Raw genomic sequence first — 26,634 nt, 5'->3', positions numbered from 1 at the left:
TATTTATACTTTGAGGCGCCTTTATTTACGCTTTTTGCGTCTTTTTAATGTTGCTTAAAAAGAATTTATTTTTATATTTCTTGCATCGTTTTGATTTTTGGGTAGAAATAAAAAAGTAGCTCATATAGAACGTTAAAATGAAAAAGTGGCAAAATATTAGAAAAGTTGTTTTGGCTTATTCAGGTGGATTGGATACGTCAATTATTCTTAAATGGTTGCAAAGTGCGCTAGGTGTTGAAGTTGTAACTTTTACAGCAGATTTGGGGCAGGGAGAAGAGCTAGAACTTGCTCGTCGTAAAGCTGAAATGCTAGGTGGTGTTAAAGAAATCTACATTGAAGATTTGCGTGAAGAATTTGTGCGTGATTTTGTGTTTCCGATGTTTCGAGCCAATACCGTTTATGAGGGGACTTATCTTTTAGGAACATCAATTGCACGTCCACTTATTTCAAAACGCCTTATTGAAATTGCTGAGGAAACAGGGGCCGATGCCATTGCTCATGGAGCAACAGGAAAAGGCAATGATCAGGTACGCTTTGAGCTTTCCGCTTATGCGCTTAATCCTGATATAAAGATTATTGCTCCATGGCGTGATTGGGATTTTAAGAGTCGGACAGATCTCTTTGAATTTGCTCGTATTCATCAAATTCCTGTAGAAAAGGATAAGCAAGGTGAAGCGCCTTTTTCAGTGGATGCAAATTTATTGCATTCTTCATCAGAAGGAAAGATTTTAGAAGATCCAGCACTTCCTGCTCCTGAATATGTCCATATGCGTACTCTTTCGCCGGAAGATGCTCCAGATCAAGCAACCAGAATTACTCTTGGCTTTAAAAAAGGCGATGCTGTTTCAATCAATGGAAAAAATTTATCTCCTGCAACTTTACTTGCAGAATTAAATCATTATGGGCGCGATAATGGTATTGGTCGGTTAGATTTGGTAGAAAATCGCTTTGTGGGTATGAAATCGCGGGGTATTTATGAAACACCAGGTGGAACCATTCTTTTGACGGCTCACAGAGCTATAGAATCTTTAACGTTAGATCGTGGCGCAGCTCATTTAAAAGATGAATTGATGCCACGTTATGCAGAACTCATTTATTATGGATTTTGGTTTTCGCCGGAACGTAAGATGTTGCAGGCAGCTATTGATTTATCTCAAGAACATGTTGAAGGTGAAGTCACGTTAAAGCTTTATAAGGGGAATGTAATTGTTGAAGGGCGCCAAAGTAAAAAATCACTTTATTCCAGTGAGTTAGTAACTTTCGAGGATGATCAAGGTGTTTATGATCAAAGAGATGCAACTGGTTTTATTAAATTAAATGCTCTACGTTTGCGTACATTAGCAATGCGTCATCAAGGTGATAAAGAAAAGAAATAGAAAATTACGGTGACAAGTGTAATATGGATTAGTGCTTTTGTATGAAATGCCTAGTTTAAGCATTTTTCTGTCGGTTTTTACCGTTCTTTCGTTCAATACTAGAAGCTTATCTTCTGCGCTAATAAATATAATAAGCAAAACCCATGATAATAATAGCAAATGAAGGCTTCGATAATCAAAACAGGTCAATTTTGATTTATAATATTGAATGTTTTTGATTTTTATCAGAACAAAATATGTTTATAACGAGGGCGGTTTTTGTATAGTGACTTAAGAGTATAAAGAAATTTTCATCTTTTTGCTTGCTATTATTGACGAATAAATTCAAGAACCATACACCCTATTTTGAAAGAGTGTAATTTTTAGGATAAATAATGATGCGTGATCAGTGTGATACCCTCAACCTTACGCCTGAATTAAAAGATGCAGCTTCTCAATCGAGAACTTGGCCATTTGAAGAAGCACGTAAGATTATCAAACGGTATGAAAAAACGGGTTATCCAGACAGTGTGATATTTGAAACAGGTTATGGCCCTTCTGGTTTACCGCATATTGGAACTTTTGGGGAAGTTGCACGTACAACCATGGTGCGTCATGCATTTCATATTCTCACGGAGAATAAAGTAAAAACAAAATTACTTTGTTTTTCTGATGATATGGATGGTTTGCGCAAGGTTCCTGAGAATGTGCCTGATCGCGAGAGGATGGAACATTATCTTGGTCAACCATTGAGCCGTGTACCCGACCCTTTTGGAGATGATTATCCTTCTTTTGGAGCGGCAAATAATGCGCGGTTACGGGCTTTCCTTGATCGTTTTGGTTTTGATTATGAATTTGCAAGTGCTACGGATTATTACAATTCCGGTCGTTTTGATGAAACACTTTTGAAAATCCTTGCCTGTTATGACAAGGTTATGGCAATTATTTTACCAACATTAGGTGAAGAACGGCAAGCGACCTATTCACTCTTTCTACCGATTTCTCCCTTTTCTGGAAAAGTATTACAGGTACCGATGATTGCGCGTAATGTTGAAAAAGGGACTGTCACTTATATTGAACCTGAAACAGGAGAAACCATAGAAACAGAGGTTACGGGGGGCAAAGTTAAGTGTCAGTGGAAGGTAGATTGGGCAATGCGTTGGACAGCACTTAGCATTGATTATGAAATGGCCGGAAAAGACCTTATCGATTCCACAAATCTTTCTTCTAAAATTTGTAAAGTATTAGGTGGAACCCCCCCAGAAGGATTCAACTATGAGCTCTTTTTAGATGAGAAAGGGCAGAAAATTTCCAAATCCAAGGGAAATGGCTTAACCATTGATGAATGGCTTACTTATGCCCCAACAGAGAGTTTAGGGCTTTATATGTTTTCAAAACCTAAAACAGCAAAAAGGCTTTATTTTGATGTTATTCCTAAAGCTGTAGATGAATATTATGCTCATCTTTCTGCTTATGGTCGTCAAAAATGGCAAGAACGGCTCAGTAATCCTGTATGGCATATTCATAATGGTTGTCCACCGCAGGTTGATTTGCCTGTATCCTTTGCGATGCTTTTAAATTTGGTAAGTGCTTCAAATGCAGAGAATGCAGAAGTTCTTTGGGGTTTTATTTCTCGTTACGCTAAAGAAGCAAATGCACAAACTTATCCAGAACTTGATCAATTGGTGAAGTTTGCCATTAAATATTTTGATGTTTTTGTTAAACCAAACAAGAAATTTCGTATACCAGATGATAGCGAACGAGCAACATTAGCACAAATTGATGAAAAATTAGCTCATTTACCTGAAACTGTTGATGGCAACATATTACAAAATATGCTTCTTGATGTTGCAAGGTTAACGGAACGCTATCAAGATCATAGCAAAAAAAGCCCTGAAGGTGGGCCTGGTGTTTCTAATGTTTTTTTTCAAATGTTGTATGAAGTCCTTCTTGGACAAGAGCGAGGTCCACGATGGGGATCATTTATAGCGCTTTATGGGATTAATGAAATGCGTGCACTGATTGCTGAAACACTTGCACGTCCTGTGGAGGAATAATGGAACGAAGAGTGCAGGAAGTAAAGCGACGCCGTACATTTGCAATTATTGCTCACCCAGATGCGGGGAAAACAACATTAACAGAAAAGCTTTTATTGTTTGGTGGTGCTATTCAACTTGCAGGAGAAGTAAAAGCCAAAAAAGATCGTATTCAAACCCGTTCTGATTGGATGAATATTGAGCGTGATCGTGGTATTTCCGTTGTGACTTCGGTGATGACGTTTGAATATGAAAATCATATTTTTAATCTCCTAGATACTCCAGGACATGAGGACTTTGCGGATGATACGTATCGCACTCTCACAGCTGTTGATAGTGCTATCATGGTATTGGATGGGGCACGCGGAATTGAGCCAAGAACACTGAAATTGTTTGAAGTATGTCGGATGCGGGATATTCCTATTGTTACTTTTATCAATAAAATGGATCGTGAGGCACGTGATCCTATAGAGCTTTTAGATGAAATTGAAGAAAAGCTTGCTCTTGATACCGCCCCCATAACATGGCCCATTGGGTCGGGTAAAGATTTTGTCGGGACCTATGACCTTCATCATAACCGTTTTCGCCAAAAAGATGATGAGATAACACAGCGGATCGTTTCAAATCCCAGTGAGGTTGTCCATTTACTTCCCCAATATCAACGTTCCACTTTTCTTGAAGGAGTAGAACTCGCTCAAAGTGTTTGCAAGAATTTTGATCTTCAAGCTTTCCGTGAAGGTCATATGACACCGGTTTATTTTGGTTCAGCTTTGCGAAATTTTGGTGTTCGTGATTTGATCAATGCGCTTATAGATTTTGGTCAAAGTCCTCGTGATCAAAGTGCAGATCAGCGCAATGTCATAGCAACTGAACCTAAAATGACGGGATTTGTTTTTAAAATTCAAGCGAATATGGACCCTAATCATCGTGATCGTATTGCATTTTTTCGGGTATGTTCTGGAACACTTGAACGTGGTATGAAAACAAAGTTGGTTCGAACAGGAAAACCGATGACACTTTCGGCTCCACAATTTTTCTTTGCGCGTTCGCGCCAAATTGCTGATCAAGCCTATGCTGGTGATATCGTAGGGATCCCTAATCATGGAACATTGCGTATCGGCGATACTTTGACTGAAGGAGAAGATATCCTCTTTAAGGGAGTACCAAATTTTGCACCAGAGATTTTGCGTCGTGTTTGTTTAGGCGATCCAATGAAAGCAAAAAAGCTCAAAGAAGCTTTGCAACAAATGGCTGAAGAAGGGGTTGTACAATTGTTTATTCCTGATGATGGGTCGCCTTCTCTCATTGGTGTTATTGGTGCTTTGCAAATTGATGTCTTAAAAGAACGATTAAAAATAGAATATTCTTTGCCAGTGAATTTTGAGTCTGCGCGCTTTAATTTATGCCGTTGGATTTCAGCGCAGAGCAAAGATGAGTTGCAAAAGTTTCTCAGCAATCACCGCTCTGCTATTGCGTATGATTTAGAAGGTGATCCAGTTTTTTTAGCGGAGAACCATTTTTCATTAAATTATGAAGCAGAAAGAGCTCCTAAAATAAAATTTTCTGCTTTTAAAGATTATCAAGTACGCTCTTAAAATAAAGAAGAATTTTTTATGTAACAATTTGGTTGATAATGATTTTTCATATTGAGTTGGGGATCTGAATATTGTTATTTTTTCTGAAAACAAAAGGAGTATGTAAAGAACACTTTCAGATTGCACTGTATAAAGAATACGGTAAATTTATTTTATAATATTCAATAAGTTATAATATATTTGTAATTGTAACGTCTTTTAAAATTTTGATATATTTTTTCACAATAGCTTAAGGCAAGGTCATATATTTCAGTATTTTGAATGTCAGCTAAAAATCTCCTGTATAAATAGAGCTTTTCAGTTTTTTCTTGTATGAAAATTGTATACAGTCAAAATAAAGCAAATAATCAATAAGATGAAATTTGTTATTCCCAATATGAGATCATATGACTTATAAACCACGTGTCTTTTCTATATCTTCTGGAATGGCTTTTTTGCCTCACTTTGTTGAGGCACTGCTCTCCGGTACCCTTATTGATAATTTCGCTCCCAATGGAGACATTCAAACTGCCCTTGCCGATAGCCTTATTTATGTTCCGACACGTCGTGCTGCTCGCGCTTTACGTTTAGCCTTTGTTGAAAGAAGCGATACACAATCAACTTTCTTACCAACCATTCGTGCTCTAGGAGATGTCGATGAAGACAGTTTCCTTTTTGTTGAAAATCATACCAGCACTCTGAATCCACCCATTGGAAAAAGTGAACGCTTACTGCTTTTAGCGCGCCTTATTCGCCCATGGCGTGAAAATTTACCTGCGCATCTGCGTGCCATGTTTGGTACAGAAGATGTACTTATTCCGGCTCATAGTGCTGATGCAATTTGGCTTGCTCAGGATTTAGCGCATTTGATGGACGAAATTGAAACAGAAGGAGCAGATTGGTCGAAACTTAAAGATATTGCACCTGATATGGTCGCTGAATGGTGGCAAATAACGCTCGACTTTCTGACTATTGTTACGCAAAATTGGCCACAAATCTTGACCGAAAGGCAACGAAGCAATCCCGCGGAATGGCGTAATCAAGCACTCACAATGCATGCAGAGACTTTGCGATGCACGCAGCCTGATAAACCTATCATTGCTGCTGGTGTGTCAGGTTCTATGCCCGCAGTTTCTCATCTTTTAAAGGTTATAGCTTCTCTGCCCAAAGGGGCTGTTGTTCTTCCTGGCCTTGATCTTCATATGGATGAAGAACAATGGAATGCACTAAGCACAAGCAATAAAGAAAAAACAGCTTGTGATTTTTTTGATCCTGCAGAAAATGTTTTTAGCCATCCTCAATATCATTTAAAAAAACTTCTAACTCTCATGGAGTGTCAACGTCATCATGTTTGCGAAATTGGCCAACAAAGTATAACAAAGAAAAAACGAATGGCTCTTTTATCAGAAGCACTCCGACCTGCTTCTACAACAGATAAATGGATACAAATTATCCGTGATGATTATGAAAATCTTTGTGCAGATTGGTCATTTATTGAAGCTATAAATGAACGTGAAGAAGCTCTCGCTATAGCTGTTACCTTACGCAAAGCTATTGAAGAACCTCAAAAAACTGCAGCCCTTATTACAAATGACCGTAATTTAGCACGCCGTGTTGCTGTGGAATTACAGCGATTTGGAATTGAAGCAAATGATTCAGGCGGAATACCACTTGCACAAACATTGCCTGTAACTCTCTTACGACTTATCTTAGAAAATGTATTGCAACCTGATGATCCCATTGCTTTTCTTTCTCTTCTTAAACATCCCCTTACAACACTCCAACAAAATCGTCATCGTTTACGGGAAATGGCAGAAAATTTTGAACTTTTTGTTCTTCGAGGGAATACAGGGCGTATTAATCTTTGCGAATGTGATCAATTTCTTGAAAAATGGATTGAAACATCTTTTCATAATAGTTCTGAAAATAACACCCTTGATCAGCAGAAATGTGAAGAAGCACGTCTCTTTTGTCATCTTTTAAAAAAAGCTGTTGAGCCTTTAACGTCTCTTATGAAACAAGAGAAAGAATGCACCATCAATGAGGCTGCAATAGCAACTGTTGAGGTTTTTGAAAATTTTGGTCGCAATGAGGATAATTCTCTTGCACATCTTTATCAACATGAAGCAGGACAAGCCTTATCAAATTTTTTGCGTGAATTGGTCAGTGATCAATCGGGATTAACATTTCATCTTTGTGAATGGCCCGCTATGTTTTCTGCCATAATAGCAACCCGTTCCGTCGCACCTTCGCCTGGAGGACATCCACGTTTATTCATCTGGGGTACTTTGGAATCGCGTTTGCAAACGGTTGATACAGTGGTCATTGGTGGTCTTAATGAAGGATCATGGCCGATATCAACCCGAAATGATGCTTTTTTATCGCGACCGATGAAAATGATGTTAACTCTGGAACCACCAGAACAGCGTATTGGTCTTTCCGCGCATGATTTTCAATGGGCGATGGGAATGGATAAAGTGGTGATGAGCCGAGCACTACGAGTTGATCATGTTCCTTCTCTCCCTTCACGCTGGCTACAACGCTTAGAAACTGTCGTAGGACAACAAGTTTGGAAACAAATCCGTGCACGAGGTGAAAAGATACGCCATTGGGCAAAGATGCTTGACAATACGGACATGTCTGCTTGTGCAACACGCCCTTGCCCTGTGCCACCCATTGCAGTGCGTCCACGTCATTTTTCCATCACCGAAATAACAACGTTACGCCATGACCCTTATGCCATTTATGCTAAAAAAATCTTAAGGCTCAAACCACTTAAAGCCCTTATTCATGACCTTGGTGCTTCTGAACGCGGAACACTTTATCACGCTATTCTTGCAGATTTTTGCACACAAATAAAAAATCTAAATGCTGCAAATGCATTAGATGTGTTGCTCGCTATTGGACGTAAAGAATTTGATAAGTTTAATTTGCCTGCTGATGTTGAAACAATCTGGTGGAATACATTTGAAAATCTTGCTCCCTTTATTTTGCAATGGGAACAAAGTCTAGAACCCCGAATACGACATTCGGAAGTGGAATCGCAAAAAATACCCATAGGTACAACAGGGGTAACTCTTTCAGGACGTGCTGATCGTATTGATATATTGCCAAACAAAACGGTTGAAATACTTGATTTTAAAACGAGTACACCCCCTTCATCAAAACAGGTTCGCGAATTATTATTTCCACAATTAGCATTGGAAACCGCTCTATTAATGAGAGGAGCTTTTACAGATTTTCAAAATCTGTCCCCCTCAAAACTATTTTATATTCCTCTTAATGGAAAAGGTAAGATTACTCCTCAATTAATTCTTTCAGAAAAAGCGGAAAAAGATCACCAAAATGTTATTAATCTTGGTGAAAGGGCGTGGGAACATCTTATCGCGTTAATGGAGTATTATCAAAATCCACAACAAGGCTATCTTTCACACGCAGTCCCTATGTTAAAACAATATGAAAGTGACTATGATCATCTGGCACGCTTATGGGAATGGTCAAATGGATTTCATAAAGGAGATCAATCATGACTCTTTTTTCTATTCCTGAAGCAGCCCTTGATGCACAAGCAACAGCAACACATCCAAAAACACATGTATGGGTTTCTGCAAATGCAGGATCTGGAAAAACCCATGTTCTAACCGAACGCGTTATTCGTTTGCTTTTAAACGGTACTTCTCCAGCACGTATTTTATGCCTTACTTACACGAGAGCCGCCGCCGCTGTTATGCAATCGCGGATTTTTCGCACACTCTCCAGCTGGAATGAACTCGATGATGCACAGCTTAAAGAAATCTTATCGAAGTTTGAAAACAAACCTATCAGTGCAACAAAAATAACCTATGCGCGCCAACTCTTTGCTCGTGCTTTAGAAACACCTGGTGGTTTGAAAATACAGACTATTCACGCATTTTGCGAATCTCTCTTGCATCAATTTATGCTAGAAGCCAATATTGCTGGACATTTTGAACTCATAGATGATATCAACCGCAAGAAATTACTACAAGAAGCCCGCTGCCAACTTTTAAAGCATCATGATATACAACCCGCTCTAAAACAGCTGCTTAAGGTTATCAGTGAACATACTTTTAACCAATTGCTGTATGAAGCAGCTGAAAAGCAACATAAACTGTCTGATTTTTTGTCTTCTCTTCTGTCTGAAAATGGAGAAGAGAAATTGCGGGCGCTGTTTAATTTAGCACCTGATGATACAAATCAGCAATTACTAGAAAAAATTCAACAGACTGCTCGTCTTCCTCTTTATGCTCTTAACCATTGTGAAACCCATGGGAATAAAAACACTAAGAGTATCATTGAAAAACTTCCCCAATTAGAAACTGCTTGTGATGAAGAAACTATCATTGATATTGTTTCAAATATTTATTTTACAACAGAAGGTAAACCTCGTAATTTTGCACTTATATCGTCTAAAAAATCAGATGAAATTTGGCCTTTTATTCAACAATTGATTAAAGATAAACAAAGCAAGCTTTCTGTTCTTTTAGAAAAATATCACTGTGCAAAAGTTGCCACCCTCAATATGGCTGCTTTTCAGCTTTGTGCCCTTTATCTCAAAATTTATGCAAATTTAAAAAAAGCCAATGGTTTTTTAAACTTTGATGATCTCATTGAGCGCACACTCCATTTGTTACAGCGCAAAGGTGCAAGCCAATGGGTGCACTATAAACTTGATCAGGGACTTGATCATATTTTGCTTGATGAAGCACAAGATACGAACCCTGATCAATGGAAAATTATTCAACTTTTAGCGCAAGAATTTTTTACAGGTCATAGTCAACGTGACAATATACGTACTCTTTTCGCTGTTGGAGATGAAAAACAGTCTATTTATTCCTTTCAGGGCGCTGCACCAGAAAATTTTGCTGCAAATGGCAAAATTATTCAAAAAAAAGCACAACAAGCAAAGCAGAAATTTGAAAAAATACAATTGAATTACTCTTTTCGCTCCACAGCCGATGTTCTTAAAAGTGTGGATCTTGTCTTTGAAACACCAGAGAATTATAAAGGGCTTTCAGCAGAAAATACAAAAACCATACACGAAGCTATCCGTACTCACAGTCCAGGTGAAGTTATTTTATGGGATGCCATTTCTAAAGAAAAAGACGAATTTCCTGATGATTGGCATGTAACTGTTGATCATTTAGATATACCAGCAGTACGTTTGGCAGAAAAAGTTGCTGAAACGATTGCAGGCTGGTTACACAAAGGAGAAATGCTTCCAGCAAAAGGGCGGTTATTGCGTGCTAGTGATATTATGGTTTTGGTTCGTAAGCGTGATCAATTTGCCCTAGCGCTTTCTCGTGCCCTTAAACAACGCAATATACCCGTCGCTGGTGCAGACCGTTTACAGCTTATAAAACATATGAGTGTGCGTGATTTAATGGCACTCGGACGTTTTGTTTTGCAACCACAAGACGATTTGTCTCTTGCTTGTGTTTTAAAAAGTCCACTCTTTGCGCTTAGCGAAGAGGAACTTTATCAACTTGCCGCTCACCGTACAGGCTCCCTTTGGAAAAGCCTTTGTGAACAGGCATCGTCGCATATTCCTTTTAAAGATACTTTTGAAAGCTTGAGTCAATATCGTACTTTAGTGGATAAAATACCAGTCTTCGAATTCTATAGTCATATCTTAAATGATGATAAGGGACGACAAAAAATTTTAGCGCGCTTAGGCTCGGAAGCCAATGATGTGCTTGATGCTTTTATGGACTACACACTCGCGATTCAAAAAACGGGGTTACCAGGATTACAAGCTTTTTTGGAAACATTAAGTGTCAGTGAACCAGAAATTAAACGTGAGTTTGACCAAAATCATGAAGAAATTCGCATCATGACTGTTCACGCCGCAAAAGGACTGGAGGCTGCTGTTGTATTTTTAGTTGATCCCGGTAGTGCGATTTGGCATCCCCAGCATTCACCTCACTTGCTTGAAGTTCCCTTGAACAATGCATATTTGAGTGACCAACAAGCTTTTATCTGGCGCCCTAATGCAGAATTCGATACAATGCCTTCTAAACAAGCAATTTTGCGTTTAAAAGAGCGTGCTGAAGAGGAGTATAGGCGCCTTCTTTATGTAGGAATGACACGCGCTGAAGATCGCTTGTTTGTTTGCGGGTATAAAGGTCCGAAAACGCCATCTCATACATGGTTACAACTGGTAAAGAGAGCTCTCGAACCACATGCGGTAGCTATAAAAGGTCCTGCGGAAGATATTGCAGCTTGGCGTTATTGCATTACACCGCCTTCTTCTACTTCTATAAACCAAAAAATTTCTTCCGTTGAGTGCCAAACACTTCCACCTCTACCAGACTTTTTCTCCCATAAAGTACCAGCAGAACCAGTGTTACCAAAACCGTTAAAACCGTCAGTGGCGAGCCTTTCCATTGAAGCTGATACAGAGCTGTCCTCAAGTCCAAAACAGCTTACCACTTCACCTGTTTTAGGAGCCATGAACACAAACAGAGCTTTTTCCATTGAATATGGTAATCTCGTTCACCGATTGTTACAGTATTTACCCGATTGTCCCCCACAAAAACGTCGAGATTATGCTCGAAACTATCTCAATATCAAAGCCTCTCATTGGCATGAGAGCCAAAGAGAAGATGCTCTTTGCCATATTTGGAAAATATTAGATCATGTTTATCTCAAACCCCTTTTCTCTGAGCATTCACGTGCTGAGGTCTCCTTAATGGGTATTGTGAAAATTCGTGGAAAAGAACAAGCAATCTCTGGTCAAATTGACCGTCTCTACATCACGCAAAACAGCGTTATCTTTGCCGATTTTAAAACAGGAACCCCGCCAGAAAATGAAGCTGCTATTGCTTCCCATCATTGGTTGCAAATGGCTCTTTATCGAAAGTTATTGCAAGCTATTCATCCCGATAAAGATATACAGGCTCTGCTTATCTACAGTAAAGAAGCCAAAATTTTTAAACTTCCTCCAGAAAAACTTGAGGCATTTCTTAGTGAAGTTGCCTTATAAGTTACTCTTTTCCTTGCAAAGCATTTTTACATTTTATTTACTTTCATAAAATCGCTCAAACAAACACAACGCACAATCCCTGGTGTAAAAAAGTCCTTTAATAATTTATCTTTGCAATAACTTGATATGAATTGTTATTATACCAATCTATAAAAGGTGAATATAAAGGATAAATCAATGACGTGTATAAAAGTTGATAAGGACAATTTCGAAAGTGAAGTTCTAACCTCTTCCACCCCTGTTGTGGTTGATTTTTGGGCAGAATGGTGTGGCCCTTGCAAAGTGATTGCTCCAATTTTGGATGAAATTTCAATAGAAATGCAAAATCAAGTTAAAATTGCTAAGGTAAATATTGATGAAAATCCGGAACTGGCTACCCAATACGGAGTACGTTCTATCCCTACATTACTAATGTTTAAAAATGGAAATATTTCATCGAATATGGTTGGCGCTACCTCTAAAGGACGTCTTTCTGAATGGATAAAAGATGGGCTTAGTTAATTCCACATATAATCACTATAAAGGAGAGAAATTTTGTCTCTCCTTTTGATTTTTTTAAAATATTCTTTTTTGCATTATATTATAATGAAAAGACAATAAAAATCAAAATTTTAAATGAATTTAAGAATTCGTGCTTTTATGCATGATTCAATTGACCATTTTTTATAAAAAATTGCTTTGTATGAAGAATATATGCAATTCTTTCCTTATAGGCGCGTTAAAAATATTGGGTGAATGATAATTTCATTAAAGGTATTTCTTCTTAGATAAGACTATTGAGATAGATAGTATTTTCAACACATAAAGGGAGATTTTAAGCAAAAACTTTGCAAATTACTTTTCTGAAGCTCACAATTTTTAAGCAGAAAGAGACAAGCAATTCACTACAGGTTATATAATGCTCTTATAAAGGGTTATCACTTCAATTTAAAATTCTCTTATACTATTCTCTAAAATCAAAATTGTAGGTATCAGATTCTCTAAAATAAATTGATGAATTTCTATAAATTAACGGCTGTCCTTTGCAATTTATGTCATTGTTATATAAAAGAGTCAGCATTTCGTTTCATCTTCCATGGTTGGTGCCTCCATGAAGCCTTCTTTATGTTGTCCATCATCTCAGATTTCATAGGTAGTACTGAGGTATTATCAAATTAAAAAATGATGATGTTCATGTTTTTTTAAAATGTACGAATTGTAAAAGACTGTTGCAAACATTCAATGGAATGTTGCGCTGATCTAACTGTTACATGACGCCCATGTTCTTTATAGTGTAAGGTGAGTGCAAAAGTGGCGAGTTCTAAAAGAGCTGTATTTCTTTCTGGCCATTCAACAAGTAAAATATTTTTCTCACGAGCTTCATGAAGCCCTAATTCATCAATTTCTTCTGCCATAGAAAGGCGATAAAGATCAGCATGAATAATTTCAAACTTTGGAAGTTGATAGCTTTGCACAAGAGTAAAAGTAGGGCTTGGAACATCTATAGTGTTATCGTTCGCAAGTGTTTGAATGATTGTACGTGCAATGGTTGATTTTCCAGTTCCAAGATCTCCTTGCAGCGTTACAAGATCTCCTGGCTTTAAAGAAAGAGCTAAATTTTGTGCAAAAAGCTTTGTTGCCTCTTCATTTTCAAGAAAAAAACTAAAATTCATTAAAAGTTCCATGAAATGGATGAAAAATTTTTGTTATCATAAAGGTTAAAATTAAAAAATCGTATCTCCTTTGGAGAGTGGGAAAAAACATTTAACTGTTGTTCCTTTTCCAGAACCGGTAAGAATTTCAACATGTCCACCGTGTAGTTCAACGAAACTTTTTACAAGGGAAAGGCCAAGACCCGCTCCCGCACGCCCACCATGGTGTGAATGGGAAGAAAAACGTTTAAAAATACGATCAAGAACGTCTTCTGGGATGTCAGAGCCCTGATTGTGAACGCTAAAGACAATGTTATCATCTTGTTCATCGACGCAAAATTCAATAGTACTCGCCTCCGTTGCAAAATTAATAGCATTACTCAGTACATTCACAAAAATTTGATGCAAGCGCTTTTCATCAGCAGAAATAGAATTTAAGGAAGGAGAAATTTGTTGTAAAAGCGTAATATGCCGTCCATTAAGGCGATCTTCTACACGTGCTACTGCTTGTATCATAGCATCGGCAATGTTAACCGATTTTATGTCCAACTCCATAATGCCTGCATCAAGGGTAGCAAGATCAAGAATATCGTTAACAATATTTAAAAGAGTTCCTGATTCTGAATGAATGTGTTCAAGATATTCTTGTTGACGTTCATTGATAGAGCCGAAAATTTGATCACGTAAAATATCCGAAAATCCAATAATATTGGTGAGAGGTGTGCGTAATTCATAAGAAACATGTTGGACAAATTCATTACGCAAACGATCAGCACTTTCTAATGCTTCATTTTTTTCTTGAAGAGCACGCGCAACATGGACAGTGTCCGTAACATTCACAAAAGTAAGCATCGTTTGTCCATTAGGAAGAGGGACCAGAGTATAGTCAATAATCATATCATTTTTAAGATCTATACGACCTGAAAATGTTTCACGTTTTTCAGCAAAACCGGTAATGAACTTGGTAAATTGATCCCATTCTTGCCCCAAGGTTAAGGCTGAACAATGGCTTTGTAACTGTGTAATATGGGTTCCTTCTACCAGTAAATTATAAGGAAGAGACCACAATTTCGACAAGGCAGGATTCGATAAGCGAAGGCGTCCATCAGTACCAAAAACGACCACACCTTCAGAAAGTTTATCAAGTGTTTCACCTTGTATTTTAATAAGTGTATTATAACGACGCTCAAGATCAATTTTTTCTGTAAGGTTTTCGTAAAGCCAAGTGACACCTCCTTGTGGATGAGGGTTCGAGACAACACGCACCGTACGTCCATCTGGAAGATTCCAAATTTGTTGGTTCGATTCTGTTTGCCAATAGGCTTTTAAAAGTTCTTCTTTCCATGCGCGCCAATCAGGGTGTTCAGCAATGAGCCCCTTTTCACGTAAACGTTCAAGAAACAATGTGTGGCTTGGTTCACTTTCTAAAAAAGAACTCTCCAACGGCCATAAAATTTTGAAAGCATGATTACAGAATTTTAATTTTTGGTTTGTATCAAAAATGGCTACAGCTGTTGAAATTTGGTCAAGTGTTTCACAATGGCTTTGAAGAACATATCTTAATTCATGAGCAAGATTTTCATATGCGCTGTCATCACGTGCAAAAGCTGCCATCCCTTCAGCTGTTGTAATACGTGTGAGATGAAAACGGTGCCGTTCTCCACCAATAACCGTATAAACATGTTCTTGAAAAATTGTTTCTGTTTCATCTGTTTTGCGTTGTGTATTTTCATTGAAAAGATCCCCCACGTCATCACTGTCTTCACGAGAGTCTGTCATTTCTCTAAAGGCGCGATTGATAAAACAAACTTTTCCTTCACAATCTTTTATCCATACGGGCTCTTGAATAAGATCAAGAAGATTACGCTGCATTCTCAGTTCAGTAAGAAGGCGGGCGATATCTTTCTGTAAACGAGCATTTTCACTCTGTTGTTTTGAGATATCTTGAAAGCGAGCAATAGCGACTGTTCCTGCGATGACTCCTGTAACTTGTAGCGGTACATTGTTTGTGGTGGTGATAGAAAGATCAAAAGGGTGACATTTACAACGTAGTTGAGTCAATGCATAATCAAGTTCTCGCAGAGAATTTTCTTCAACCCAGAGCTCAAAACGCTGAAAATCTTTCTGGTCGATTCCTATTTTTTGCAATGCAGAAAGGGCACCAACGACACGGGGTAAGGTTGTTGGATTTTCCCAAATAAGAAGGAATTGCTCGGTTTCTTCCAGAAGCCATTCATAATATTTAAGTTTTTCAGAAAAATTTGCCTGAATTATCTTCAAAGGCTTCTGTGCAGTTTTTTTTGCACGCATAATAACAGCTAGGCACGTGAGAAGTGAAGCACAAGAAATTCCTCCACACAGCGCTAAAAGCAGCCATGGACCATTCGGCAAAGTGAAGAAAAATGGTAAATAACCTTCCAATGACTGAGCAAAAGCGCATGTTGGAGAAAAAAAGAAAAAAAGGCAAAATATATACGTATAGATTCGGATCTCTTTTTGAGCTTTTTCTTTGGGGTTATAGTCACCAAAGCTGAGCACGGCATCTTTCCCTTTTTTAACCCAAGGAAACGTATTAGTAACGATAATGGTTTGGTTTATAAGGTCCTTGTGGTGAGACTCCAATATAAGCGGCTTGTTCTTCTGATAAAACACTTAATTTTATTCCTAACCGATCCAGATGTAGACGTGCAACCTTTTCATCAAGATGTTTAGGCAAAACAGTGACTTCATTTGTATAGTGTTCTGAACGGGTAAAAAGTTCAATTTGCGCTAAAACTTGATTAGTAAACGAGGCTGACATGACAAAAGAAGGATGCCCAGTCGCATTCCCGAGGTTTAACAAACGCCCTTCAGAGAGCAAAATGATGCGTTTTCCATCGGGAAAGGTGATCATATCAACTTGTGGTTTAATATTTGTCCATGGCAAATTTCTAAGGGCAGCGACTTGGATTTCGTTATCAAAATGACCAATATTTCCAAGAATACACATATCCTTTACTTGTCGCATATGATCTAAACGAACAACATCTTTATTGCCTGTTGTCGTGATGATAATATCAGCACTGGAAGCAGCATCATCCAAATTAACAACTTCATAGCCATCCATAGCGGCTTGAAGAGCGCAGATAGGATCAATTTCTGTTACTTTAACACGAGCCCCAGCACCAGAAAGAGATGCTGCTGAACCTTTTCCTACATCACCATAACCACAGACAATGGCAGTTTTACCAGCGATCATCACATCTGTTCCACGTCGAATACCATCGACCAATGATTCTTTACATCCATATTTATTATCAAACTTTGATTTAGTGACGCTATCATTAACATTAATAGCAGGAAAAGGTAGAAGTCCTTCTTTTTGTAACTGATAAAGACGGTTTACACCTGTTGTGGTTTCTTCGCTTACACCTTTAATTGCTGCGCGCTGTCGTGTAAAAAAAACTGGCGTTGCATCCATACGCTTTTGTATTTGTTTGAAAAAAATTTCTTCTTCTTCTGTTTTGGGATGCGATAAAATATCTTTATTTTGTTCTGCACGACTTCCCATTAAAATATAGTTTGTGGCGTCAGCTCCATCATCTAAAATAAGATTGGAAGGATTACCATCTGGCCATTGGAAGATTGCATCTATATAAGTCCAATATTCTTCCAATGTTTCACCCTTAACGGCAAATACAGGAATGCCAGTTGCGGCGATAGCTGCTGCTGCATGGTCTTGCGTAGAAAAAATATTGCTAGAGCTCCACCGTATATCGGCGCCAATCGCTTTTAATGTTTCAATTAAAACAGCTGTTTGAATTGTCATGTGCAATGAGCCAGAAATACGCGCTCCGCGCAAAGGTTGGCTGGAAGAAAACTCCTTACGACAAGCCATCAAACCAGGCATTTCAGTTTCAGCAATATTAAGTTCTTTACGACCATAAGCGGCAAGTGCAATATCTTTGACAACAAAATCTTGAGCTGCCATTCTTCATTCCTTTAAAATAAGTTTTTCCAAGACGGTAGGAGAAATTAAAAAAAAATGCAAGACAAGAAGAGGACTTCTCTATGTGAAAAAGCTCTTTTAAAATCTCCATAAATTTGTGCAACAAATATGCATTTACGGATCTGAGTAGTGATGTTACTAACAGAATAAGAGATCTTCATGATAAGTCTTATTATATAAACAAAACTCTATCCTTTTCACGTAACTTTAAAGCTTTTAAAAATCTCTAGAGGGAATACCTTTTAAATAATAAAAATGGTGCATTGCTTCACAGTTTTTATATCGATTTTTTATGGGATAATATCGAAAGTAGTATACCCATATTCTACTCACTTATGCGGTTGTTGAAAAAGGAAGTATTACTTTAATCTCATTATTAAGCTTTTTAGCAAAATAATATAATGCAAAGCCATAGGCTATCATGTTTATGAATAGGCAATTCAGAATCGGTTCTTTAGGATTCCAATGTTGCATCTGCTCTTGGATAAAGACAGTTTATAAGAAGTGCTTTTCTCTTGTTTTCAACGATTTTTATCAAAAGATTATAGATATACGATTAAACATTTTTTGTGATACTGAATAGAGTATTTAAAATGTAAAAACATCACTCTATTGAACACTCTGATTTTAAAACTGCTAACAACGAGCGATGAATTATAAATCAAATAATTAACTCAGTTTTAGAAGAATTTATTCTAAACGAATAGGTTTTGGGAAAATTGACCATGTGGACGAAATCGCCAAAGATAACTTGGCAAGAATGCTGCCATTGCTCTGGGGGTAATTCCCACACCTTCTAGAGTATATCCATTCTCTATAGCTTCTTTAGAAACAATGTTATCCATTTGCAAAAAACGTATCTGATTGGCTGTTACGAGTGTTGGTACAAAAGGCAATTTACCGACTGTTCCCAAAATTCCTCCAATCAATAGACCAGCAGAAAGGGGCATGGATAGGATTGTTTTTTTACGGTGAATAATTTTGAGTATATTTTCAAGAGTATTTTGGAAGGTGATAATCTGGGGACCACCAAGATCATAATTTTTTCCCCAAGCAACTTGTCCATCTAAAGCGCGCGCGATAAACTCAGCAACATCACCAACATACACGGGTTGCAATTTGCTTTTCCCACCTCCAAAAAGAGGCATAATTGGTAAAAAACGTGACAAATCTGCCAAGGTGTTAAAGAAACAGTCCTCTGGTCCAAAGATAACGGATGGACGGATAATAATTGCTTGAGGATGCTTGTTATGAATGATTTGTTCACCCATAAACTTAACACGTGCATAAAGACATGAAGCATTCTCGTTAGCCACAAGTGTTGACATATAGATTAGCGGAATACCAGTTTCTGCTGTTAATTCAGCAACATTGTAAACACCATCAATTTGTGTTTTTTTAAAATTCGATTGATTTGCTTGTTTTAAGCTACCAGGCAAAAACACTGCCGCATCAGCTCCAAGCAATGCGCGTGCAACAGAAGCACGATGCTTGATATCTGTTTTAAGCATTTGGGTTTGTCCTACTTCTCCTATTTGGAGCATGTAATAAGCTTTTTGTGGACAACGAACAGCGATACGAACGCGATATCCCCGCTTAGTCAAAGTTTCAACGACATGTCGTCCTACAAAACCGGATCCGCCAAAAACAGTAATGAGTTTAGGATGTTGATAAAGTGCACAATCAAGTTGCATGATTAAAAAGTCTATCTTTCAAAGCTTTAAAAATAGCTAATTATCTAGCACGGTGGTGTTTTATTGTCACGCAAAATATCACCCGCAAGATAAAGAGAACCACTAATAAGGACAATAGCCTCTTTATATTCCATTTTAATTTTATGCAAAGCATCTTGTAGGTGCGCTTTTGGGGCAGCAGGGATTCCTACTTTTTGGGCTGATTCAGCTAAGTCTGTTGGAGAGATACTGGCATTATTGTCAAGCAGCGGTATCGTATATACTTTATCGACAAGGTTAGCTAAAGGACGAAAATAACCGACAGCATCTTTGGTATTAAGCATGCCAGCAATCATAATAATGGGGCGATCTGTTTTTTTTCTCCATTGTGTAAGTTCTGCCGCAATAACTTTTCCTGCAGCAGGATTGTGACCACCATCTAACCATAAATCAATATCAGGAGATAGTTGATCAACCAAAAGTCCTTGGGTAAGATGCTGCATTCGTGCGGGCCAATAAATATTTTTTAAAGCGTCATTTATGGTTTGTTCTGAAAGTTGAAAACCCGCTTGATAAACTGCTTCAAGAGATGCACCAGCATTGGCAACTTGGTGGTCTCCAATAAGGTTAGGAAGGGGAAGATCCATGAGACCTTGATTGTTTTGAAAAACCATACGTCCATGTTCTTTATAACTTTGATAATCTTGATCAAAGAGAGCATAAAATGCTTTATTTTTATTAGCAAGGGGTATTAAAGTAGCAAGAGTTTCTTCATAATTTTGCTTCCCAATGACTACAGGAACGTTTGGTTTGATAATCCCTCCTTTTTGAAAAGCGATTTGAGCAATTGTATTTCCAAGAAAGCTCTCATGATCATAATCAATGGGCATAATAAGCGATACAGCTGGTTTGTTAACGACATTGGTAGCATCAAAACGTCCTCCCAATCCAACTTCTAAAATGACAACATCAGCTGGATGTATACTAAACAACATAAAGGCAGCGGCTGTAAAAATTTCAAAAATAGTAATCGGCTCTTGACGATTTACTTTTATAATTTCACGGATTGTCTCAGCCAATTGGTTTTCTGTAACAAGTTGACCACCTCCTTTTTGACCTAACCGGCAGCGTTCATTCCAGTTGACGAGATGAGGTGAGCTATAAACATGAACGCGGTATCCTGCACTTTCCAAAAGAGCACGGCAAATTGCTGAAGCAGATCCTTTGCCATTTGTTCCAGCGATGTGAATAACAGAGGCAAGTTTTAAATGTGGGTTACCAAGACGCTCTAAAAGGTGAACAATACGCTCTAAAGAAAGATCAAATTTTTTCGGATAATTTTTTAGTAAATCATCCACCACCCTTTGTATTTGACTTTGTTGCATAAACTTAAGCTGCTTTTGTCCTAGAAAGCGATGTTTGAGAGTCTGTTGGGGATGGATCGGAAGGGTTAAAAACAGCAGGGCGTTTCATCATCAAGCGTAAAATACGCGCAATTGTTGTTTTCATTTCTAAACGCGATACAACCATATCAATCATACCATGTTCAAGCAGATATTCACTACTTTGAAAACCTTCTGGTAGGGTTTCGCGTATAGTTTGTTGAATCACACGTGGACCAGCAAAACCAATCATAGCGCCAGGCTCGGCAATGTGAATATCACCAAGCATGGCGTAAGAAGCAGTAACACCACCGGTGGTTGGATTAGTCAGCACAACAATATAGGGAAGCTTTGCTTCTTTCAACATTTCAATCGCTACAGTTGTACGGGGCATTTGCATCAACGAGAGTGTTCCTTCTTGCATGCGTGCACCACCAGAAGCAGCAAAAAGAACCAGCGGACGCCTTTCAGCAATGGCAGTATCAAAAGCTTTGATAATAGCTTCTCCTGAAGCCATACCAAGTGATCCACCCATAAAGGCGAAATCTTGAACAGTTGCAATAATTGGCAAACCCTCAATCGTACCACGTGCACTTAAAATATTGTCATCAACCCCAAGTTTAGAACGATAATCTTTTAACCGGTCAATATAGCGTTTTTCGTCACGAAATTTTAAAGGATCTGTTACAACTTTTGGATTTTCAAGAGCTGTATAAACACCATCATCAAAAAAATGCATGAGACGATTTTTAGCACTGATACGCATATGATGACCAGAATTGGGAGCTACAAATTGATTAGCTTCCAGATCTTTATGGAAGACCATTTCACCACTGGTAGGATCTTTAATCCATAGATTTTCTGGAATTTCACGGCGCCCCAATATAGAGTTAATTTTAGGACGAACATAATTTGTAATCCAGTTCATCTTTATAACCTTCCTTTAAATATTGTGCATCTTTTGCATGATTTGAAAGAATATAGAACTTAAGCAGTCACATTTACTTTACCGGTTGAACAAAGGAGTCTATTTAATACTTTTATCAGCGTACGTATAGCTTGTTTTTTAATTTTTAATTTTTCCCATATCATAACAATCATATGCATCATGAAGAGTATTCCCTATAATAAATTTCTCATAAGTTCTAAGAACTTACATGTTTGTATTTTTTACTTTGGTGTTAAAATTTACTCCTTGCGATGGTTAACAAACGCCTTATTTTTAATAAAAAATGAATATCCAATTAATCATTCGTATCAACAGTTTTGAAGAAAAGAAACCTTATAGTATAAGGCGCTAACAAGGCTAAAATAATCCATTAAAGATAATGAATACAATAACGCTATATTAGCGAAACGCTAACATCAGAGCAAGATTTTTTTCAAAAGGTTTCTTTAAAGCGCACGCTTTTTACAATTAAAATAGAATACGCTCAAAATATCATTATATTACTCATTTACGTGCTTGTTTTACACAGATATCTTTCAATAATTTCCAAAACTCTCTTATGAAGAGTATACACTCTCCATGAATGGTATAAAAGACATTATGCTATCCGTTTTTACTGAAATAGAGGGTACAAAGCGGCACCATCATATTCTTTTTCAGTTTTCAATACGACGATAATGTTTGCATTAAGAGGATTCATATAAAGATATTTCACGCTTTTTTGAAAGTACTTTTATCCGCACACCACCTCCGTTTATGACATATTAACAAACGATTTCAATTGATCCAATATGAATAGGATTAAAATGAGAAACCCTCATAATATTTAGGTTTTTCACTCATGTTGTGAAACGATAAGTTATCATTATAAATCAATATATTGCTTTAATAAAAGATAAAGCATAAAATTTTATATTATGCTTTCTTTGGCTGGCAAGTTTTATTAACCTTAAAGTCAAGGAACACTATTTTTGTGTAATGCGTGCTATGGTCTTTTGGGAAAGCATTTTGTGTAAATGTGTCATAAAGGCGGCGGCAAAAAGCGGTGTTGCTAGATTAATAATAGGAATCGAAACAAAAAGCGCTATCAATAATCCTGCGCCAAAAACTGTTGTGTAATGAGTATGTAAAAAAGCACGCGCATTTTGCTCTGTTCGAAAACGGTAAGCCGCAAACAAGAAATATTCATGACCGAGCAAATAACCATTAATAAGATAAAAAGCAATTAAATTAATACCTGGTATGAAGAATAAAATAAAAGCAATTCCATTACCAAGAAGGCTTAAAATAACAAATTTAAAGGAAATGATAAGAGAACGCTGAAACGGCAAGGCTTGTCCAATAGGCTCGTTTGGGTAATCCTCCTTTTCAATGATTTCAGCAGCAGAGTCAATGAAAAAACCACCAATCATAGCTGTGATGGGTGCAATCAAAAAAGCCAACAAAAGAGCCAACCCAAGATTAAAGATGATAAGCATGCTAAAACCAATCCATCCCGCCCAACTAGGGAGTCCAGGAAGAAATTGAGCAATCCAGGGCCAAAAGTAAGACACAAAAAGTTGGTGCACACATAACCATAAAATGGTGAGAATGAAAAAAGTAACCCCCAATGCTTTCAGTATCATAATACGATATTGCGAGGTCAGAAGACGTTGTAAAGCACGATAAGCAGCAGTAAAAATCATAGATTAATAAACTAAGGAAAGAAGCAAAAAAAACAAGAAATATATTTAAAGTATGTACAGTGTAATTTTTTCTTTCTTTGAATTACAAGATTTTTTTCAAGAACATTATAAAAAACGGTTAAGGTTTCTTTGTTAAAAATAAAGTTTGAATAAATAGAAATTTTGATTTTTAAAAACAAAGAAGAATTTAAAAAGTAGCTGTTGTAGAAGAAATTTTTAGTATTTTTGTACATAGTGTAGATTATTGCGTTTATATGATATATGTAAAAAATTAAGGAATAAGAACTATTTGGGAGAAAAGTTGTTTACTTCTATTTATTCAGTAGAGTTATCTAACTTCGTTTATCTAAGTGCTTAATTGTTTTGCACAATTCCTAAAATTCTGTACTTTTCTACTATTTGGCGGCATGCTTTTGCCTCTCACTTTCAAAAAAATATTGAGTTCAATGGAATAAATAGGGGTAACGTAGTAGCTCCGTAGATATTCTAATTTTGGGCAACAGAATGATTAATATGATAGAAGTGGAAAAAATAAGCTTAGGCGATTGACTGTCAGATCCCATAGAAGAGCAGTTTTTTGAGAAGAAGCAAAGAAAGGGAGAAACCACGGATGCTTAAAAATGATGAGATTTTGAATTTTAAAAGCCATAAGTGCAATGAAGTCAGCATTCATTGAAGCACTTTTCATACAAGTGGTGCACTGTATCAAATAATTTTTAAATAATAACACCACTAATTTATCGAAGAGAATTGATCATTTTCAACTTGAATAAGAATCCCAAATATAGAAATATTCTTTAATTTCAAAGACTCTATTCAACATCAAAAAATTATTTACGTACACATTATAGGCGAGACCAATGTATGGATACAAAGCTTTCGATAAAGGAATAAAAATGCTTCTCATGAAACATCACAATGTGAAGATATCATGGATAAAATTCTAGTCTTTGTGGTCTTGGTATTCTGGAGAGAGGACACAGACATTTAATCTTAAAGACCGATCACTGAGGAAAATAATAAAGGCTTCAGTTTCATAAACTTATAGACAGTGGTACAATGAATTTTGTCTACATTCTTTATGAGCGTCAGCATGAAGTATGCTTAAAATTGCATTGAGATGTTATAATATCATTGATTTATACATTATTTTTCATAGCGAATAAGAGCTCAAAATAAAGTTGTCATATTTTCTCATTAGCTGCTCTCATCATGAAACAATCAAAATCATTTATTTGCATATCATAAATATGACCAATATGTGGATAAAAACATTGAAGAAAGAAAATGCTTTTTATAAATTTTATCCATTACAAGAGCTTTGTCAAAATTGATGGTAGCCAAAGTGAATGATAGCTTGTTTTTTTATAAGCTGGCGAGACAGTGGTGCAATAGATCCTGCTTTTATGAAGGCTAGGGTGAGATAGGATTTTTTAAAAAAACATTTCCCAACGGCTCATCACACCCATTTCGCAACAGAGTTTGTGAATGGTATATGGGTAAAGCTCTCGTGAATAATATAAAACTTTTAGGGCATCACTAACTTTACGCTTAATAAAAAGAGCACGTTGGCACCATCATCCTCAGTGTTGTCCGAGACAAGCCCTTGGTTCTTGAGACGGTCCATTATAAGCGCTTTTAGTTCTTTCTGAAACGTTTTGTATTCATACAGTTATCCTTGTTTACAACGTGCAAGAAAATGATTTTTATTGATTCAACATGAGAGAGATTAGGAATGAGAGAATCTTATGATATCTGGGATTCTAATTTAATATGAACAATGCGATATTATCATTATAAACCAGAAATATTATATACTAATTGAGATGGATAGACACATATTGTCAGTTCTATTTTATAAGGTGTTTTAATATCAACGCGTTTGAAGAGTTCTTATTTGCAAAGGGGTATATTTTCCTCATGAGGAGTAGGTGTTTTGGGGGCAAGAAATGATACAATCACATTTGCTAATTTTTGCGCTACGTGTTGTTTACTCATATGGGGCCATTGTTCAACTTTTTTTCTACTTACGAGATAAACTTGATTTGTATCAGCACCCATGACACTTGTACCATCTAGTTGAAGAGAAATATCATTAGCAAGAATGAAATCAGCTCCTTTTTCAACACATTTTTTTTGCGCATTGGCAATGATATCACATGTTTCAGCAGCAAAACCAATGACCAATGAGGGGCGGTTTGGAGCGTGTCCAATCGTTGCTAAAATGTCAGGATTTTCAACCATATGAAGGGATGGTGGTATTTTATGAGCATTCTTTTTAATTTTGTGTAAAGACTGCGTTTGACTGCGCCAGTCACAAACAGCGGCAACAAAGATAGCACCATCAGCAGGCAATGCGGTTTGAACGGCTTGTAACATCTGTTGTGCTGTTTCAACATGAATGGTTTTTACTTCTTGTGGGTCTGCAAGATTAACAGGTCCACAAATAAGTGTTACTTTTGCACCCAAATGCGCAAGAGCGGTTGCGATGGCATGGCCTTGTTTACCTGAAGACCGATTAGCAATATAACGCACTGGATCAATTGGTTCATGGGTAGGGCCAGAGGTAACGATGAAATGGCGGTCAGAGAGAGGTTTTTCATGCACATTCAAAATAGTCTCTATGGTAGCGACAATAGTTAAAGGTTCGCTCATGCGTCCATATCCTATCTCGTCACGTTCAGCCATATTTCCGATTTCTGGTCCGATGATATGAACGCCATCTGCGCGCAGTTGTGCAACATTGCGAATAGTGGCAGGATGCGCCCACATGGACGGATTCATGGCGGGTGCAATTAAGAGTGGACAGCGTGCCGCTAAAAGAATGCAATCAGTCAGATCATCTCCTATGCCATTGGCTATTTTTGCAATGCGGTTGGCTGTAGCAGGGGCTAAAATAATCAGGTCAGCATTACGTGCTAAACGGATATGTCCGATATCGTGTTCTTCTTCGCGTGAAAATAAATCAGTATATACAGTACCACCGCTTAAAGCTTCAGCGGCTAAAGGCGTAATAAACTTTTGCGCTGCTTTTGTCATTACAACTTTTAAATGTGCTCCACGTTCTTGTAAACGGCGAATCAAATCAAGTGCTTTATAGGATGCAATACTTCCACCAATAATAAGAAGGAGAGATTTTGATTTCAATGATTGCATTTCAACAGCGCTAGTATGAAGGGGTTGTGTGGTGAGAGGAGTGGGATTGCTTAAAAGGCGTCGGACTTCTTCTTCCATAGAAATACCATTTTGCGCGGCGCGTATGCGTAAAGCTTCTTTGGTTTCAGGAGACAGGTTACGAATGGTAATACTGGCCATAAAATACCTCCAAGAAATAAAATGATTGCAATGATTTCATTGT

Annotated in this window: 14 protein-coding genes; 6 read left to right on the top strand and 8 right to left on the bottom strand. The window is 37.4% G+C overall.

Annotation, left to right across the window (positions count from 1 at the left end; translation table 11 throughout):
• The first annotated feature begins 137 nt into the window (after window positions 1-137).
• From ACFINS_RS00670 to trxA, 6 genes are all read left to right on the top strand, one after another.
• On the top strand, window positions 138-1,376 hold the full coding sequence (locus tag ACFINS_RS00670; protein ID WP_375648977.1) for an argininosuccinate synthase: 1,239 nt from the start codon (window positions 138-140) through the stop codon (window positions 1,374-1,376).
• 374 nt (window positions 1,377-1,750) lie between these two features.
• Window positions 1,751-3,412 carry a lysine--tRNA ligase gene (locus tag ACFINS_RS00665; protein WP_375620882.1) on the top strand — a complete coding sequence of 554 codons (1,662 nt, stop codon included), beginning with the start codon at window positions 1,751-1,753 and terminating at the stop codon, window positions 3,410-3,412.
• Window positions 3,412-4,986 (top strand): peptide chain release factor 3, encoded by a 1,575-nt coding sequence (locus tag ACFINS_RS00660; RefSeq protein WP_375638149.1) that lies wholly within the window; start codon window positions 3,412-3,414, stop codon window positions 4,984-4,986. Before ACFINS_RS00665 ends, ACFINS_RS00660 begins: the two co-directional genes overlap by 1 nt.
• Before the next feature lie 386 nt (window positions 4,987-5,372).
• On the top strand, window positions 5,373-8,495 hold the full coding sequence (gene addB, locus ACFINS_RS00655; protein WP_375682594.1) for a double-strand break repair protein AddB: 3,123 nt from the start codon (window positions 5,373-5,375) through the stop codon (window positions 8,493-8,495).
• Window positions 8,492-11,968, top strand: a complete 3,477-nt coding sequence (gene addA / locus ACFINS_RS00650) for a double-strand break repair helicase AddA (protein ID WP_375705758.1) — start codon at window positions 8,492-8,494, stop codon at window positions 11,966-11,968. Before addB ends, addA begins: the two co-directional genes overlap by 4 nt.
• Window positions 11,969-12,145: 177 nt before the next feature.
• Window positions 12,146-12,469, top strand: a complete 324-nt coding sequence (gene trxA, locus ACFINS_RS00645) for a thioredoxin (RefSeq protein WP_375611361.1) — start codon at window positions 12,146-12,148, stop codon at window positions 12,467-12,469.
• A 680-nt stretch (window positions 12,470-13,149) separates the two neighbouring features.
• Here the strand turns inward: trxA and tsaE are convergent.
• The 8 genes from tsaE to coaBC form a co-directional block, all read right to left on the bottom strand.
• A complete protein-coding gene (tsaE, locus tag ACFINS_RS00640; RefSeq protein ID WP_375611362.1) occupies window positions 13,150-13,620 on the bottom strand; it encodes a tRNA (adenosine(37)-N6)-threonylcarbamoyltransferase complex ATPase subunit type 1 TsaE in 471 nt (156 codons plus the stop codon).
• A gap of 51 nt (window positions 13,621-13,671) precedes the next feature.
• Window positions 13,672-16,137 carry an ATP-binding protein gene (locus ACFINS_RS00635; protein ID WP_375705757.1) on the bottom strand — a complete coding sequence of 822 codons (2,466 nt, stop codon included), beginning with the start codon at window positions 16,135-16,137 and terminating at the stop codon, window positions 13,672-13,674.
• A 34-nt stretch (window positions 16,138-16,171) separates the two neighbouring features.
• On the bottom strand, window positions 16,172-17,569 hold the full coding sequence (ahcY, locus tag ACFINS_RS00630) for an adenosylhomocysteinase (protein ID WP_375705756.1): 1,398 nt from the start codon (window positions 17,567-17,569) through the stop codon (window positions 16,172-16,174).
• A gap of 713 nt (window positions 17,570-18,282) precedes the next feature.
• Window positions 18,283-19,281, bottom strand: coding sequence for a complex I NDUFA9 subunit family protein (locus ACFINS_RS00625; RefSeq protein WP_375649002.1), 999 nt, complete (start codon window positions 19,279-19,281; stop codon window positions 18,283-18,285).
• A 44-nt stretch (window positions 19,282-19,325) separates the two neighbouring features.
• Window positions 19,326-20,645 carry a bifunctional folylpolyglutamate synthase/dihydrofolate synthase gene (locus ACFINS_RS00620; RefSeq protein WP_375705755.1) on the bottom strand — a complete coding sequence of 440 codons (1,320 nt, stop codon included), beginning with the start codon at window positions 20,643-20,645 and terminating at the stop codon, window positions 19,326-19,328.
• Window positions 20,646-20,649: 4 nt separating this feature from the next.
• The gene (accD, locus tag ACFINS_RS00615; protein ID WP_375611366.1) at window positions 20,650-21,570 is read right to left on the bottom strand and encodes an acetyl-CoA carboxylase, carboxyltransferase subunit beta; all 921 of its coding nucleotides are present in this window, start codon (window positions 21,568-21,570) and stop codon (window positions 20,650-20,652) included.
• A gap of 986 nt (window positions 21,571-22,556) precedes the next feature.
• Window positions 22,557-23,276, bottom strand: coding sequence for a sulfate transporter family protein (locus ACFINS_RS00610; RefSeq protein WP_375611367.1), 720 nt, complete (start codon window positions 23,274-23,276; stop codon window positions 22,557-22,559).
• A gap of 1,893 nt (window positions 23,277-25,169) precedes the next feature.
• Window positions 25,170-26,591 carry a bifunctional phosphopantothenoylcysteine decarboxylase/phosphopantothenate--cysteine ligase CoaBC gene (gene coaBC, locus ACFINS_RS00605; RefSeq protein WP_375612794.1) on the bottom strand — a complete coding sequence of 474 codons (1,422 nt, stop codon included), beginning with the start codon at window positions 26,589-26,591 and terminating at the stop codon, window positions 25,170-25,172.
• Between the last annotated feature and the right edge of the window lie 43 nt (window positions 26,592-26,634).

Source organism: Bartonella sp. AA2SXKL, assembly GCF_042197205.1.
In the GTDB taxonomy this organism is placed as follows: Bacteria; Pseudomonadota; Alphaproteobacteria; order Rhizobiales; family Rhizobiaceae; genus Bartonella.
Note: the sequence above shows the minus strand (reverse complement) of the source record. Positions and strands in the feature narration are given on the sequence as shown.

Excerpts from the sequence above, each read along its gene's own strand:
- coaBC (WP_375612794.1), bottom strand. The coding sequence starts at position 26,591 with ATGGCCAGTATTACCATTCGTAACCTGTCTCCTGAAACCAAAGAAGCT.
- addA (WP_375705758.1), top strand. The coding sequence starts at position 8,492 with ATGACTCTTTTTTCTATTCCTGAAGCAGCCCTTGATGCACAAGCAACA.
- ACFINS_RS00665 (WP_375620882.1), top strand. The coding sequence starts at position 1,751 with ATGATGCGTGATCAGTGTGATACCCTCAACCTTACGCCTGAATTAAAA.
- ACFINS_RS00660 (WP_375638149.1), top strand. The coding sequence starts at position 3,412 with ATGGAACGAAGAGTGCAGGAAGTAAAGCGACGCCGTACATTTGCAATT.
- ahcY (WP_375705756.1), bottom strand. The coding sequence starts at position 17,569 with ATGGCAGCTCAAGATTTTGTTGTCAAAGATATTGCACTTGCCGCTTAT.
- ACFINS_RS00610 (WP_375611367.1), bottom strand. The coding sequence starts at position 23,276 with ATGATTTTTACTGCTGCTTATCGTGCTTTACAACGTCTTCTGACCTCG.
- ACFINS_RS00620 (WP_375705755.1), bottom strand. The coding sequence starts at position 20,645 with ATGCAACAAAGTCAAATACAAAGGGTGGTGGATGATTTACTAAAAAAT.
- addB (WP_375682594.1), top strand. The coding sequence starts at position 5,373 with ATGACTTATAAACCACGTGTCTTTTCTATATCTTCTGGAATGGCTTTT.
- ACFINS_RS00625 (WP_375649002.1), bottom strand. The coding sequence starts at position 19,281 with ATGCAACTTGATTGTGCACTTTATCAACATCCTAAACTCATTACTGTT.
- accD (WP_375611366.1), bottom strand. The coding sequence starts at position 21,570 with ATGAACTGGATTACAAATTATGTTCGTCCTAAAATTAACTCTATATTG.
- ACFINS_RS00670 (WP_375648977.1), top strand. The coding sequence starts at position 138 with ATGAAAAAGTGGCAAAATATTAGAAAAGTTGTTTTGGCTTATTCAGGT.
- tsaE (WP_375611362.1), bottom strand. The coding sequence starts at position 13,620 with ATGAATTTTAGTTTTTTTCTTGAAAATGAAGAGGCAACAAAGCTTTTT.
- trxA (WP_375611361.1), top strand. The coding sequence starts at position 12,146 with ATGACGTGTATAAAAGTTGATAAGGACAATTTCGAAAGTGAAGTTCTA.